The sequence below is a fragment of the Sphingobacterium sp. G1-14 genome (assembly GCF_002196555.1).
GTDB classification, from domain to species: Bacteria; Bacteroidota; Bacteroidia; order Sphingobacteriales; family Sphingobacteriaceae; genus Sphingobacterium; species Sphingobacterium siyangense.
The window spans coordinates 242,237-256,342 of record NZ_CP021381.1; the positions used below are offsets into that span (position 1 = coordinate 242,237).

At 40.0% G+C, this 14,106-nt stretch carries 13 protein-coding genes; 9 read left to right on the forward strand and 4 right to left on the reverse strand.

The window, feature by feature from the left end:
- Positions 1–4 precede the first annotated feature (4 nt).
- The 4 genes from CBM24_RS27125 (at position 5) to CBM24_RS01095 (ending at position 2,670) form a co-directional block, all read left to right on the forward strand.
- The gene (locus CBM24_RS27125) at positions 5–391 is read left to right on the forward strand and encodes a hypothetical protein (protein WP_157698342.1); all 387 of its coding nucleotides are present in this window, start codon (positions 5–7) and stop codon (positions 389–391) included.
- Positions 310–870: a CHAP domain-containing protein gene (locus CBM24_RS01085; protein ID WP_088159906.1), complete on the forward strand. Its 561-nt coding sequence runs from the start codon at positions 310–312 to the stop codon at positions 868–870. The genes CBM24_RS27125 and CBM24_RS01085 overlap by 82 nt, the downstream gene beginning before the upstream one ends.
- Positions 871–934: 64 nt before the next feature.
- Positions 935–1,342 (forward strand): hypothetical protein, encoded by a 408-nt coding sequence (locus CBM24_RS01090; RefSeq protein WP_157698343.1) that lies wholly within the window; start codon positions 935–937, stop codon positions 1,340–1,342.
- Positions 1,343–1,548: 206 nt separating this feature from the next.
- Positions 1,549–2,670: a Fic family protein gene (locus CBM24_RS01095; protein WP_088159908.1), complete on the forward strand. Its 1,122-nt coding sequence runs from the start codon at positions 1,549–1,551 to the stop codon at positions 2,668–2,670.
- Positions 2,671–2,773: 103 nt separating this feature from the next.
- Here CBM24_RS01095 and gldM read toward each other — a convergent pair whose 3' ends face one another.
- Both gldM and gldL read right to left on the reverse strand, forming a co-directional pair.
- The gene (gldM, locus tag CBM24_RS01100; RefSeq protein ID WP_088159909.1) at positions 2,774–4,309 is read right to left on the reverse strand and encodes a gliding motility protein GldM; all 1,536 of its coding nucleotides are present in this window, start codon (positions 4,307–4,309) and stop codon (positions 2,774–2,776) included.
- Between the two features lie 30 nt (positions 4,310–4,339).
- Complete coding sequence (gene gldL, locus CBM24_RS01105) at positions 4,340–5,152, reverse strand: gliding motility protein GldL (RefSeq protein ID WP_088159910.1); 813 nt, start codon at positions 5,150–5,152, stop codon at positions 4,340–4,342.
- Between the two features lie 822 nt (positions 5,153–5,974).
- On the opposite strand from gldL, the gene CBM24_RS01115 reads away from it, so the two are divergent.
- Positions 5,975–7,060, forward strand: a complete 1,086-nt coding sequence (locus tag CBM24_RS01115; protein ID WP_232475655.1) for a mechanosensitive ion channel family protein — start codon at positions 5,975–5,977, stop codon at positions 7,058–7,060.
- Positions 7,061–7,123: 63 nt separating this feature from the next.
- Here the strand turns inward: CBM24_RS01115 and CBM24_RS01120 are convergent, their stop codons facing one another.
- Together CBM24_RS01120 and CBM24_RS01125 are read right to left on the reverse strand one after the other, a co-directional pair.
- On the reverse strand, positions 7,124–8,380 hold the full coding sequence (locus CBM24_RS01120) for a type II toxin-antitoxin system HipA family toxin (RefSeq protein WP_070570035.1): 1,257 nt from the start codon (positions 8,378–8,380) through the stop codon (positions 7,124–7,126).
- A 6-nt stretch (positions 8,381–8,386) separates the two neighbouring features.
- Entirely contained in the window at positions 8,387–8,677 is a 291-nt protein-coding gene (locus tag CBM24_RS01125) for a helix-turn-helix domain-containing protein (RefSeq protein ID WP_070570037.1), read from the reverse strand.
- Positions 8,678–8,958: 281 nt separating this feature from the next.
- Between CBM24_RS01125 and CBM24_RS01130 the strand changes: the two genes are divergently transcribed.
- From CBM24_RS01130 to CBM24_RS01145, 4 genes are all read left to right on the forward strand, one after another.
- Complete coding sequence (locus CBM24_RS01130) at positions 8,959–10,029, forward strand: endonuclease/exonuclease/phosphatase family protein (protein WP_088159912.1); 1,071 nt, start codon at positions 8,959–8,961, stop codon at positions 10,027–10,029.
- A gap of 154 nt (positions 10,030–10,183) precedes the next feature.
- Positions 10,184–10,420, forward strand: a complete 237-nt coding sequence (locus CBM24_RS27455) for a hypothetical protein (RefSeq protein WP_088159913.1) — start codon at positions 10,184–10,186, stop codon at positions 10,418–10,420.
- A gap of 333 nt (positions 10,421–10,753) precedes the next feature.
- Entirely contained in the window at positions 10,754–11,584 is an 831-nt protein-coding gene (locus CBM24_RS01140; RefSeq protein WP_088159914.1) for a helix-turn-helix domain-containing protein, read from the forward strand.
- A 262-nt stretch (positions 11,585–11,846) separates the two neighbouring features.
- Positions 11,847–14,093 carry an LruC domain-containing protein gene (locus CBM24_RS01145; RefSeq protein ID WP_088159915.1) on the forward strand — a complete coding sequence of 749 codons (2,247 nt, stop codon included), beginning with the start codon at positions 11,847–11,849 and terminating at the stop codon, positions 14,091–14,093.
- Positions 14,094–14,106 lie beyond the last annotated feature (13 nt).

Below are 14,106 nucleotides of genomic sequence, written 5' to 3' on the forward strand. Positions count from 1 at the left end.
CACTATGAACAGTGTAGAAATGAAAGGACCATGGTATGGTCTAACACAAAAACTGCCGATCGAGCCCAAGTACCTGCTCGGTATGGCAAGCATATTATTGGTCATTATTTTCCTATATGTTGGGAGTATATTACAATTTTTCGACCCGGCATCAGCTGCGCTTGATCTGGGGGTACTGTCCCTGCTTTATTTTGGGCTGATGGCCGGAACGGTCTTTATATGTTGCTGCATTTGGTTGCTGGAATACCTCTGGAGACCCTTCAAATATTATAGACAGGATATTTTTTATCACTTTAATCAATTAAACTCATGGCAACAATCCATTCTTTATTTCTCGGTTTTCTTTCTATTGCTCTTTGCATTTCTGCTGCTACTGGAAATGCTGTTTTAGACGGAAGGTGTAACAATGATTATGCTCGTGTACGTAACACTGATCTGCTGAGACGGCAGATTGATGAAATTGCAGCGAATGAAATTGGCGTAAGGGAGACCGGAGGTGAAAATAAGGGACCGGAGATTTCCAAATACCTGGCCTATGTAGGCCTCGATGAAGGTTATGAATGGTGTGCAGCATTTGCCAGCTGGTGTTATGGTCAGGCTGGTCTTTCCATACCGCGCAGTGCATGGAGCCCCGCGCTCTTTCCAAAAGCGCGCTGCTATACTAAAGTGCAGTTCTTGAAAGGAGATGTGCGGCAAGCCGATTTATTTGCGATCTATAGCAGCCAATTAAAACGGATCCATCATGTAGGCCTAGTTAAAGTTATAAAGGGATCCCTGTTGATTTCGGTAGAAGGCAATAGCCATGACCGGGTAGAATCGCGGCGGCGTCCACTTGCTACGATTTATGCTATCGCTAACTGGATCGATTGAGGAGGGCATGGTCATGAATAAATACAAAATTTCGGTAGCTCGAAGCCTAGTTTTTTTCCTCTTCATGATAAGCACTGCTGTAATCATCAGTTGCAGCGTTTTCCAAGGGAAAAAGCAATTGGAAGAGAAATCCACGCAGCGTTATAATCAATATGAACATTGGGATCTGGCCTATCATCAGAAGCAGCAGGATAGTTTATCTTCCTACTGGTATTTTAGTACGGATAGTCCATTTTGGTTTCAGCCGGATAGCGGATTATGGGCTAAGGGCGGAAGACTTTTCGCAGAGCAGTCGAACATAAAACAAACTGAAGAGAATTTGCAGCTTCAGCGTGTAAACAGCGAGGCGGCAGCGGCTTCTGATTTATATGTGAAGCGGGAAAATAAAGTCGTATCAACTCAAATCTTTGCGATAGGGGCAGTTTTACTAGCTGTGCTAGGGTATTGGATCTGGTGGAGGGGGAGAAAGTAGGCTCAAATTATTGTTCACCTTAAAAGATGAGTGTTTTTAAGGTGAACAGTCTTTGAAAAATCATATTTAAGGTTCAAATTGGAGTTCACCTTAAAAGATTAGTGTTTTTAAGGTGAACAATCGTTATAAAATTATATTTGAGGCTCAAATTAGTGTTCACCTTAAAATGTATTGGTTTTTAAGGTTCATTTTTTGTATATTCGTATATGACATATAGGATTAACCCCGATAGAGCAGCGCCATGGAATGGGCTTCCTGAATTGCCGATAGCTCCCGAATACTATCAGACTGTCGAAATATATGAGCAACTGGGAAATGCTAAAGCGGCAATAGGCCGTCTACAGGGGCGAAGTATTGTCATACCAAACCAGGGTATTTTAATCAATTCCATTAGTTTGCAAGAGGCTAAGGCGTCGAGTGCGATAGAAAATATCTTTACGACAGACGATGAATTGTATCAAGCATTCAGTGAGTCTCAGCAGCAACAGACACAGGGAGCTGCTAAAGAAATTTTAAATTATAGGGAAGCATTATGGGACGGTTATCATTATCTGTCCAATGGGGGAATCATTGACCGCGATTATTTTATCCGCATGTATCGCATTGTGAGTCAGTTCTCTGACGGTATAAGAACGCCCATTGCACAGATCTATATCAAGCAAGGGGGATCTGGACCAAACGCAGGAAAAGCACATTATACGCCCCCAAGAGGGATAGGATTGGTAGAACAAAAGCTGGATAATTTAATTGAATTTCTCAATAATGATGATAAATTTCCCTTGGATCCACTTCTGAAGATGGCTATAGGGCATTTTCAGTTTGAGGCAATCCACCCTTTCAGAGATGGTAATGGCCGTACGGGACGTATATTTAATATTCATTATCTGACACAGAAGGGCTTGCTTGATTACCCCATCTTATTTTTGAGCCGATATATCATGGAGCATAAAGAGGCATACTATGATGGTCTTGCTGGTATTTCTCAGCGGGGTAGCTGGAAAAATTGGATTTTGTATATGCTGAAAGCTGTAGAGGAAACCGCGACATTGACCTATCACAAGATCAACGATATTATTGCGGCCAAAGATGCGATATTGGATGCTATTGTCCAAAAAGGAGATATAATGCGGCCCGAACTCTTGGTAGAAGCTATATTCACGCAACCTTTTACACGTGTTAAACACTTAACGGATCAGGGGGCCTATGCCGAAAATACGGCTCGCAAATATCTTGATCAGCTCTCCGATATAGGCATACTCGAAAAACGTGCGGTGAGCCGTAACGTGTATTACCTAAACCTAGAATTATATCGCATTTTATCTGAATAAAAAAAACCTGCTCCCAGAAAGAGCAGGGCTTACGTTTGTTAACAACTGCCCCTGCATTCTATGCAGGGGCAGTTGCTTGTTAAGTAGATGTAGGTCGTTTACATTAATTTGCAGTCAAAGCAACTGCATTGAGCTGTCTGGAAGTTCCATCTGGACCCACAGCAACAATATTGTCAAAGATGACGCGTGTGCCAGGTACAATACCATTTAATGCAGATGACATGCTTGAACTCAGTTGCCCGCCCGAAGTCGACAAAACGATGGCGTCTGCGCGTGGTTTGGCAATAATCATGGTAAACTTGGTAACTTTAAAGGTAGCATCAAAGTCAAAGTTATCCAGTTTTGCAAAAAGAGCATTCTGCGCTTTAAGTGCCACAGTAGCCATCGAACCGCCTGTTTTACCAGCAAACTTGGCAATAGGATCCGGAATGCGTTTCACACGGAATTCTGTCGAACTCAGGGTCTGTGTTTTTCCAGGTGCTACCTCCGCGGATACTGAAATATGTGCTGTACCCGGTGAACTTACCTTCACATTATATTTACCACCACCGGCACTGGAAATACTACCACCACTCATACTGACACGAACTTTATCTGTGGGAGTACCCGGCGCGGATACCGAAATAGGGTTGTTCACACCGATATAAAGTACATTCATTTTGTCTGGCGATACGACCGCTGAAGGACGTGCAACTTGGTAGGTTTGTACAGGGGTCCGATATTCTTTGTAGGATCCATCGGTTTGTTTTACTTTGATCACACCGGTCCAGGTATAGATACCTTCCCGACTGGTATTGACCGAATAAACACCTTTTCCATCTACCACCTGAAGTGATGATCCATTAACAGAAATGGCCGGTTCAGATTTTGAATCGGATGCCGTCAAAAACACTTCGGCTTTATAAGGTTGCCCTTGGACCAAATAGGAGGTCGGGGCAACAGCAACTGCTGCAAATTTGTCTAAGTTCACAACGGCCTGATCCATTTTACCTAAAATAAGTTTGACCACGTCGGACTCTGCATTCTGTGCATCGGTCTGAATTTTGGTTAAAATAGTCATCGCTGCGGTCAAAGGTGTACCACTGCCGAAATTAATTTCTTCCCAGGATTTTTTACCGTTTATAGATTTCTCCGGATCTTTAGCCTCCAAAGAGAACGAGACCATCTTTTGTTCTTCAGGTGTCAGTAGGGCCAACAGTTTGGTACGTGTTGAATTGATTTTGTCTTTTAAGACGGTTCCTTTTTTCTCATTGATCATCAGATTCGGTGAAATGTCTTCGTTTTCACGTTGGGCCAGATCGCCCTTTTCTTCATCGTATCCACCACCTTGTTTAACGAACTCTTCTTTTAAAGAACCAATATATTGATTGAGTTCTCCAATAATAGCCTGCGCTTTTTTTGCCTTGTCGTAGATTGGTTTGGCACGTGCGGGTTCTTCTTTTAACTTGGTGTTTTCGAACGCGGCGAACAGTTGTTGAACGGCTGTGCTCACATTCGATTTGGATGTTTCGAGACTGTTGTTGATATTTTTGAATGCATCCAAGATGGAATCTGGTACATTGAGCGCCAATAAGGCGAGCAGGACCAGATAGAGGATGCCAATCATCCTTTGTCTTGGAGTTTCTCTTCCTAATGCCATTGTTTTTGATTTAAGTAATACAAGAATTAATTACACACGCGGCTGATTCATCGCGCTCAACATGTTGCCATAAATGGCATTCAAGGCATTGAGGTTTTTTGCTAGCTTGCCCACTTCATCTTTAAATGCTTTGGAATCATCCAGCGATTCGTTGAAGTTCTGCATAGTAAAGCTTAGGTTCTCATAAAACTTGTTCATCGATTGTAAATGTGAGGCCGAATCGCGTAACTCACGTTCATACATCGCATTTAATTGGCTTAGGTTGGTTGTCAAACTTTTTACCTGTTCGTGGTAGTTGGACGTATCGCCAGAGGTATTCGACATGGCGACTAGGTTTTGCGAAGCTTTTTCAAACGCTAGGCTCAGGTTATCAAACTTAGAAGTTGCTGTTCGGAGCTTATGGGTGAATTCTTCTGTCGCAAGTGAAACATCTGAAAGCTTATTGATAGCGGATACTTTTTCGCTGAAATCACGTAGACCACGACCGAGATTTTCAATGCTTGCGGGTTCAATATTTGCATCGGCGAACATTTTGTCCAAAGCAGCTGTGGCCGATGGGCCTGCAGGTTGGGCCACCACAGTTTTTCCTCTTTGAGGTAGCTCCCCAGTAAAATTATCGTCCAATTCAGGATAGACACGTGTCCAGTCTGGTTCTGCAGGAGGGGGATTAAAGCCCATTAGAAAGAATAGGAAGGCTTCTACAGCCAAACCGATTCCGATCATATAATTGGCTGTGGTGCCACCGATATGTAGAATCTTAAATAGTACCCCAATGATGACGATACTCGCTCCCCAGGATATGGCCACATTCAGCCATCTAGAATTGTCTTTTTTCTTGCTCATTGTTATCTCTATGTTTTGGTTTAATTTTTTTTGGAAAGTTTGATGTTCCGCATCTTTTAAATTTCTTAATAAACGGAGATTACCTCTTAGATAGTATATTTAAGTAATGCACTACATAAAGTTAGTCACCGGTCTGTCATTGGCTCTTTGAGCTCAAAAAACATACCAAAAGGCTGTTCGAGGATAGTCTTATCTGTTAATGCTGATAATTTAAGTTAAGGGGATCAAATTCTTGGACATATTTGTGGTGATTTGCTAGAGATTGATTGGATTTTGCTGTAAAGAATGTTCAAAGAACATATTTTTTGATGGTTAAATATAAAATAAAAAAAAAAGGTTTTCAATCGGGGAGATGAAAACCTTTAAATAACCAATTATAAACCTATTAAGGTGTTGTAAATATAGGGTATATTATTGTTTTTGCAAAATTTAATCTGTTTTTTATTTGTTTTTTTGGTGAAAATTTATTTTTATTTGATTTTTTACTTCTTTTTACCTCTATTTCTTTTGTTTTATCATATGATTGCTCTTTTTTTCATTTTATTTTTCCGTTTATGCTTATTAATATTGGTTTTTTTGTTTTTATCACTTTATATTATTGTGTACTACTGTTTTTTTAATTTTTATTTTGAAGAATTCTTGATTTTTGGTATTGTGCATGTCTTTTTATTATGGCGTATCAACATTCATGTGCTTAGCAAAGTGCATGGCCGTATTCTTTGCTGTTTATTTAACCAATCTTTCTCAAAATAAAACAAACGTTAACCCTGCTGAGCAGTTATACTTTAATAAAGACAAGTGTTAACACAAAGAAAGAACAGTATGATGAACGAAACATTAATTCAACTTTCACAGAAATGGCCCGCATGGCTCTGGAATATTGCATTAATTCTATTTTCATTTTTGATTGGTATTTTGATTAAGCTGATATTTATTCCTTTATTGCGCAGGCAGGCCATTGAACAGGAATCGTATTCCCTTTTCCGTTCCTTTATCCGTCGCTTTAACCGTGTGCTGAGTGTATTTATCCCATTAATTGTCTTTAACAGTTTGTTGCCTTTCGCACAATTTAACGAAAGGACCCTCCGCGTCGTGACCAAAACCAATGAACTTTTATTGGTCGGTTTCTTTGCTGTTGTGCTGATACAGGGGATTAAGGTTTTTGAAGATTATCTCTATCATCGTTTTGATATCAATAAGGAGAATAACCTGCGCGAACGAAAGATTAGAACGCAAATCGTCTTTATCCGGAAAGTGGTCGTCACCCTCATCATCGTAATTTCTTTGGCGATTATCCTATTAAGCTTTGATAGCATGCAGAAAATCGGTGCTGGCTTGCTTACTGGCGTGGGGGTTGGCGGTATTATCATCGGTTTTGCTGCACAGAAGTCCTTGGGAAATTTACTTGCTGGCTTTCAGATTGCTTTTACACAGCCTATCCGAATGGATGACGTCTTGGTTGTTGAAGGGGAATGGGGGCGTGTGGAGGAAATCAATCTCACTTACGTAGTAGTCAATATCTGGGACAAACGCCGTTTGGTATTGCCCATCACCTATTTTATCGAAAAACCATTCCAAAATTGGACACGTACGACTTCTGAAATATTGGGTACTGTATTTATCTATACAGATTTTACCGTACCTGTGCAGCTATTGCGTGAGAAATTGACAGCCTTACTTACCGGACACCCCCTTTGGGACGGTAAAGTCAATGTGCTTCAGGTAACTGACTTTAAAGAGCGTACCATGGAGATCCGCTGCCTGATGAGCTGCCGCAATTCGGGGCAAGCTTTTGACCTGCGTTGTTTTATCCGCGAGGAGATGATAGCGTATATCCACACGAACTTCCCGAATGCGCTAGCCAGGACAAGGGTGGATTATATGGAGAGCGAGCAATTGGGTATTTAATAGCTGAGGAGCGCTTGATAAATGATGGTCTCTTGAAAATAGTAGGGGTAGGTGATGGATGATCTAGAAATGTGTTTTAAATGCTCTACTCATTAATTCTTTTTCTGCTCTTGATATGCCAATCTTATCTGCAACATTTTCCCATTGATTTACGCTTTCCAGTACTTCACCTATAATACTATTCATTTGAGTGGAATTAAGTCTAAAAAATTCCCCCACACTTATCGCCAGGGTAAAATCCAGCGCGTTATTTTCCATATCGATATTCAGTGATAAACCATTTTTTTCAATAGAGGGGTTTAAATCATACGCTGGAGATAAAATCCAGCCTTCATCTGTTAAAATGAAACCGTGGTTTCGTAGGTGATCGTCGGTATTGGATATCGCAATATTGAAAACAATCCTTCTCCATAACTGTTGCAAATTCTCTTCAATCATTGTTCCATGTGTTTGTATAAATTCTGCAATTTCCAGATAGCTCGCAGGATTGTCACGAATTGTGTCTTCATTATTGCCGGTCATAGTCATTGCCGAAGCAAAATGGATACGATCTTTTTTTTTACGGTCGAATCGTTTCGTAAAAAAGGTATGATAATTTCCAGATATCCTTTCCATTTTGGATGGAGCCATTGTTATACCTGCTCCAGTGGCAAGTTGGTACGACAAAAATTCCCATGCACCTTTATTAAAAATATCATTTTTAGAGGGAAATTTTGCAATCCACAATTCATTATTATCATCTAAAATATTAGCCTTAGGTCTGGCTCCTCCCAATGAAGATCCGGGAGCCATTAATATCGTAAGCCATTCCTTTATATCGTCGTTACTTTCGTCATTTTCGAGCCGATCAGCAGCGTGCTGCAGCTCTCTTACCGATGACCATGGAGGAGTTGGCTTTTGATTATTATCATCTAAAAATGGACCGTCTTTAGTTGTTTTAAAACGTAGTGCTCCCATACGGCTCTCGTCATAAACCCCCAATAAATAATCGATATCATATAAGAAGGGAGGCTTTTCGTTCCGCCCCTTTGCCAACTGAGCATCGCGTCTTTTCATGAGTGTTCGCCCCCAAGTGTCGGGCATACTGTCTAGAAATATACCGAAGTTTCCTTTTTCGCTAGCATATTGTGTTCCTGAAAAAAACTGTATTTCAGGGTCTAAGATTTGAAGTTGCTCCGATTTCAACCATATTTTATCGTATTCAAAACTGAATGCCTTTTTACCTTTAGCAAAATGTGCTGAGAGGGTCCCTATAAGTTTAGGCTCCGCCATCCCTTTCCAGTGCGCATATACGTATATATCAAACTTGTTGTGTGCCATTGATTGCTACTTTAATAATTCGAGATCTTGTAGTTTTCTTCCTAAATCATCGTCTGCTGCTAATTGCAAGACATCATTTTGTAGCCCCAATACCCGGAGCACATTTAAATATGCGCCAAATGCGACGCTTGTATCTCCTTTTTCAATAAGGTATAAGGTTGAACGCGCAATTCCAGCTCGCTCTGCAACTTGAATAGTTGTTAATTTACGACGCTTTCTTGCTAACTTAATATTTTCGCCTACTTGTTCCATAAGTTTGGCTAACTTAGGGAAAATGATTTGTTTCTTAGAGCTCATATATTATTTTTGTTCGCTATTATAAACAAAAGTAGTTAAAATGATTGAAATAGCAATCATTTTTTATTTTTAGCTTTGTTTTATCTAAGCTGTTATATTCGGGAACAAATGATAGCGTATATCCACACGAACTTCCCGAATGCGCTAGCCAGGACAAGGGTGGATTATCAGGAGAGTTTGCAAAAGGGGCTATAATAGCTAAGTAGCGATCGAGAAATGATAATCTGTTGAAAAATAAGTGTAATTTATTTAAGTTTGTTTAAAATGTTAGCGTTAGCGATATGCTGATTTTCTATGTTATATTCTCCAGTATATTGATTTTACTGAGTGTGTTACCTTTTTTTCAAAGCCAGCATTGGATCTTTCGGGTAGCTGAATTTGTGAAGCTGCAACTGCTGGTGTTTCAGGTGCCGGCTTTGGCAATGGGGTTTTATCTCGTGGGGAAAGATTCGTGGATATGGTGGTTGCAGGGGATACAGCTGGCGCTGATTGTATACCACGCCTATATATTGATACGTTACACCAAATTTTGGCGTCGCGAAAAATATGAAAAGGGCAAGGATGCATCTGATAATATCAAAGTGATCTCCTGTAATGTGCTGCAATTCAATACGGCTTATGATCGCTTTATTGACCTGATTCAGAAAGAAAAGCCACATATCTTTTTGACCATGGAAAGTGATGCGGCATGGGAAAAAGCCTTACGTGTGCTGGAAAGTGATTACCCTAATTTTGAGAAGGTAACCCTGGACAATACCTACGGTATGCATTTTTATACCAATCTGAAGGTTAACAAATGTCAAGTGCATTATTTTGTAGCAGATGATATTCCCAGTATTGAAGCAGAATTGGAAACAGCCGATGGGCATCGTTTTATCTTTTTTGCTGTTCATCCACCACCACCAAGTCCGACAGAAGAAGAAAACTCCAAAGAAAGGGATGGTGATCTGCTCAGTGTGGGTAAGCGGGTACGCGATTATAAAATGCCAGTCGTTGTCACAGGAGACTTTAACAATGTGGCCTGGGCCAAATCTTCGCTCTTGTTCAAAAAAACCAGCAAATTGATTGATGCACGCATCGGGCGAGGTATTCTTTCCACCTTTCATGCCAATTATTGGTTTTTCAGAGTGCCTTTGGACCTGCTGTTTCATAGTCCGACCGTATTTATTGACAAATTGTTTATTTATCCTTCTGTTGGGTCCGATCATTTTCCGATGGGCTGTACATTCTTTATTGATCGCTACTCCGAAGAGCAGGCTGAAGATATTGAACACTTGGAAGCTGGGGATATGGCCGACGTCAATGCGATGATTGCTGAGGGAAAAGAGGAAGTAAGTGATAATCGGTGTTAACGGTTAATCGTGCCAACATTTTGCGCTGCATTATTGTATGTTTGGTCGGGCTTATGATCAATATATCTTAAGGAATTATACATTGCTATTTCTTTACTGAAGCAGGAAAAGAACATTCCCAAGTCTTTCCATATTTCACATTGAGGTTTGTGATATGGAAAACAATAAACTTACTTCTCGGTGCTTGCGCGCATGTTTATTTATATGTGCCCTCGTCACTTCAGTTGCTGGCCTTGCCCAAGAAAATAAATCCCTGCCCGATAAAGTACATCATGCCGAACCTTTATATAATGATCTTGTACGGGATCTTGGCGCGCGGAAGGGGGAGAAGGACAGACAGACCATTTTATCGGTATTGAGGTCAATCAGGAAATTTCTTCCGATGAGATAAGAACAATTTTGCATCCCCAGATTAAGTTAGGACTTAACAACAAATTGGCTATCGGTATGGCTGTGGGATTGCCTCTTAGTGGCAAAGAAAAAACACTTAGTGGCTTTTGGAGGCTGATCTATCAATTATAATTTGTGAAAAATAATGTATGAAATGTGCTTCTGATGACGGGAATACATGCTTCCTTACCGTAAGGTTGCCTTGAAAATGAAGACAGATAAAACTGTGATACAATATGAGGCGAGTTTTTGTGTTCGGGATTTATTTACTAAATTGCTTCACGCCTAAGCACGTAAAATGTTTTTCAGGCATTACATGCGGTAAATAATTATTATGGAATTTGGAGTTCATCGGGTTATTGGTGTAGAACGGGAGTCTTCGGAAATTAAGGATGCAACAGCAAAAGAGAACTATGTCGTTCTTTTTGTGTCAAGTGGCGGCGGTAGCATGCAGATCAATAAACAGATCACTGAGATTGAGGAATATAGTCTAGTTTTGATTCCGCGCGGGATACAAATCGAAGCCAACACAAATGAACAGCGCCCATTTTTGATTATCTATTTTTCGGAAAGTTTTTTTGCACGTACCGAGGTTGATACGGCCTTCCTTCGAAACTTCAAGTCATTTAACAAAAGTGAATATACCTATCGAACACTTAGCGTGCCCAAAGAATACGCGACCTACTATGAATTTGTAGGCATGCAGCTGAAACTGTCCAAGCAGAATTATAATCAGGCAATTTATCGGGATTTGGCACATAATATCGTGAAGCAGATTGTGCTTCTGGCGGCTATATATGCTGAAGATCGTCAATCGGGCGAACTGCTGGGGCAGCGGACGGAAGTATCATTGGTGCGACGTTTTCAGGAGCTTGTTGAAAAACATGTAAAAAAGGAAAAACAGGTTGCTTTCTACGCGGATCAATTAAATATAGGAAGTAAAAAATTGACCAATCTCACCAAGGAGACGCTAGGGGTGACGCCGAAAGGAGTTATTATGGAAGAATTACTGCGGATTAGTAAAAAGCTAATCGTTGAATCCTCCCTCAGTATTAAAGAGATTGCTTGGGAACTTGGATATACTGATGTCAATAACTTTAGCGCCTTTTTTCTGAAAGAAACAATGGTGACACCAACAGAATACCGAAAGAGTAATCAGCAATAGTAGGTAAACATCTTTTTGTTAGTTATAATCTCTTTTGTAGTTTATATTATGTTTTTTTGTAGCCTTGTAGTTGAACCGCTACAAGATTTGCAATTTACACTGTAGCTGCGAATTTTGTAGTAGACTCCCTAAAATTAGTTATATATTTGCTTAAACAGTTCTAGCTTAGATTATTCGTAAAGCCACGTATAAAATCTGTTTCGGTCAACGATGGTGCTGTTTTGTATCGATTTATTATTATTTGATCTATTATTATTTAATTATGTATAGCAGAAAATGCTTAAATCTCTTCTTGGTGGGTCTAGCAGGGATTACGCTCTTTGGGGCAAGTTGCTCAAAAGTAAAAGACTTGTACAACGAAACTGATACTGGCTCCGATTCTTCGTCCTTGTTTCCAGATGGGGTTAGTGTTCCAACAGATTTTATGTGGAGCTCGGCTCGAGCTGTAGATGTGCGCGTTGCCGTTGATGATAAATTTAGCGGTAAATACTTCTATCGGGTAGAGATTTTTGATAATGATCCAGCCCTTGGTGCGGAAGCGAACCTTTTGGCTGCAGGACAGGCAAAATCTGGTCAGGATTTCGTTGGCAAGCTGATGGTTCCCACCGTAGCGAAATACATCTATTTGAGAGAAACCTCTCCGCTGGGTGTTGCTGCAATCAGTATGGTTGAAGTTGGGCAACAAAATACAATCAGCGTCGATGGTACAAAAGCGGGATCAAGCAGCAAAGCGAGCGTTTTGCGTGGTTCTACATCGTCTGCCTTGCTTGGCAGTGGAGGCTTGAAGGCAGCAGCGTCGACTGCAGAAGCTGCAACCGTAGTCGTTCCTAGCGATGCTGTTGAAATAAATGGTAATGGTTCTATATATGTTGAATCAAATAAATCATATGTCATCAAATCTGGAGTAACATTTACAGGTACCATTAATGCTAATAATGGTTCCAGTAATGTAAAAATATATGTTCAGGGGGTATGGAAAAATACAGGCAATGAATTCAATTTGGGGGGTAATAATACATTAATAGTGGCGCAAGCTGGTTCAATTCAGTTAGCTCATGTTACCCAAAATACCAACGGAAGGTTTGAAAATTATGGCGCTACTTCTTTGTCTAAAATGACAACAACAAACAGTTCGCTCTATATAAATTATGGAACATTGGATGTTAATGAGGCGACAGTAACTAATGGAAGTTTTACAAACTACGGTATAGCGACAATTCAAAAATTAAGTAGTTCAACTTCTGGAACGATTGTTAGAAATGAGGGAACACTTACTGTTAATAACGCTGATTTTACAAATGCAACATTAGAGGCTGTATGTCATACTACAATTAAAACTATGAAAACAAACGGAGCTACGATCTCGATTGCTTCAGGTTCATTATTAAGTTTAGAAGATTTAAATGCTACCGGAACAAAGATAAATTTGGCTGCTTCGTCTATATTGGATGTTACAACTAAAGTCACTTTTGATACTTGGTCTAACAATTTGATGGGGCCCTCCTCTGGTCAAGCACTGGCACGTTTGAAAAAGGTTGAACTAATAAAGGGGGGAACGCCAATTACATACTCAGGTAATGTAGAGGTTGCTTGCTCTGATCATACGCCCAATGAGCAATATAATACTTATTATGTGGTCAATAGCCCAGCAAAAATAGTTCCTTACGATAAATCAACAGTTGTAATTTCGGGTACTTCGTGTAATGCTGGTGGTAATAATGCAGCTGGCGGTAATCCCAATGATCAAACAGTAACTGAAGTTAAGTTGGGTACTTATTCGTATGCTTTTGAAGATAATTGGCCGTCAATTGGAGATTATGATATGAATGACTTTGTGGTGGATGTGGCTATCACAAAAGTTCAAAATTCTGCAAATAAAATCACTAAACTCAAATTGGTAAATAAAATTAGATCTGTCGGCGCCAAAAATAGACTTGCTGCAGCTATTCAGTTGGATGGTATATTGGCCACCAACGTGAAATCTGTAAAATATACAAATGAGAATTTGGTTGGACAGAACTTACCATTGGGCTCCAACGGTGTAGAATCTAACCAAAAGTATGCTGTAGTAACATTATGTGATGATGCGCATAAGGCATTTGGTATTTCGGATACACAATTCATTTCGACACAAAACGGTAATTTTCAACCGGTTGAATCTGAGATCACAATAGAATTTACATCTCCTTTGGATAATTTTACTTTTGCGGACCTGAACTCTTTTATTATTACAAATGGATATAAAGTAAGTTCACGAACTGAAATTCATTTGGTTGGATATAAAGCAACTGATAAAATGAATAAAGCGTTAGTGGAGAACCTAACCGCAAAAGGACAGCTCTCTGCTAATGATCCTTTTAGATCGTCAAAAGGAGAGCCATGGGGATTATGTATACCTGTGTCGTTTGTTTATCCAAATGAATATAAAAAAATAACCGGTGTTTATCCCAAATTTGAAAGTTGGGCATTGAGTGGCGGTTCTCAGGATACCAATTGGTATGTGAAATAGAAAAATATTGCTA

Excerpts from the sequence above, each read along its gene's own strand:
- CBM24_RS27125 (WP_157698342.1), top strand. The coding sequence starts at position 5 with ATGAACAGTGTAGAAATGAAAGGACCATGGTATGGTCTAACACAAAAA.
- CBM24_RS01085 (WP_088159906.1), top strand. The coding sequence starts at position 310 with ATGGCAACAATCCATTCTTTATTTCTCGGTTTTCTTTCTATTGCTCTT.
- CBM24_RS01090 (WP_157698343.1), top strand. The coding sequence starts at position 935 with ATGATAAGCACTGCTGTAATCATCAGTTGCAGCGTTTTCCAAGGGAAA.
- CBM24_RS01095 (WP_088159908.1), top strand. The coding sequence starts at position 1,549 with ATGACATATAGGATTAACCCCGATAGAGCAGCGCCATGGAATGGGCTT.
- gldM (WP_088159909.1), bottom strand. The coding sequence starts at position 4,309 with ATGGCATTAGGAAGAGAAACTCCAAGACAAAGGATGATTGGCATCCTC.
- gldL (WP_088159910.1), bottom strand. The coding sequence starts at position 5,152 with ATGAGCAAGAAAAAAGACAATTCTAGATGGCTGAATGTGGCCATATCC.
- CBM24_RS01115 (WP_232475655.1), top strand. The coding sequence starts at position 5,975 with ATGATGAACGAAACATTAATTCAACTTTCACAGAAATGGCCCGCATGG.
- CBM24_RS01120 (WP_070570035.1), bottom strand. The coding sequence starts at position 8,380 with ATGGCACACAACAAGTTTGATATATACGTATATGCGCACTGGAAAGGG.
- CBM24_RS01125 (WP_070570037.1), bottom strand. The coding sequence starts at position 8,677 with ATGAGCTCTAAGAAACAAATCATTTTCCCTAAGTTAGCCAAACTTATG.
- CBM24_RS01130 (WP_088159912.1), top strand. The coding sequence starts at position 8,959 with ATGCTGATTTTCTATGTTATATTCTCCAGTATATTGATTTTACTGAGT.
- CBM24_RS27455 (WP_088159913.1), top strand. The coding sequence starts at position 10,184 with ATGGAAAACAATAAACTTACTTCTCGGTGCTTGCGCGCATGTTTATTT.
- CBM24_RS01140 (WP_088159914.1), top strand. The coding sequence starts at position 10,754 with ATGGAATTTGGAGTTCATCGGGTTATTGGTGTAGAACGGGAGTCTTCG.
- CBM24_RS01145 (WP_088159915.1), top strand. The coding sequence starts at position 11,847 with ATGTATAGCAGAAAATGCTTAAATCTCTTCTTGGTGGGTCTAGCAGGG.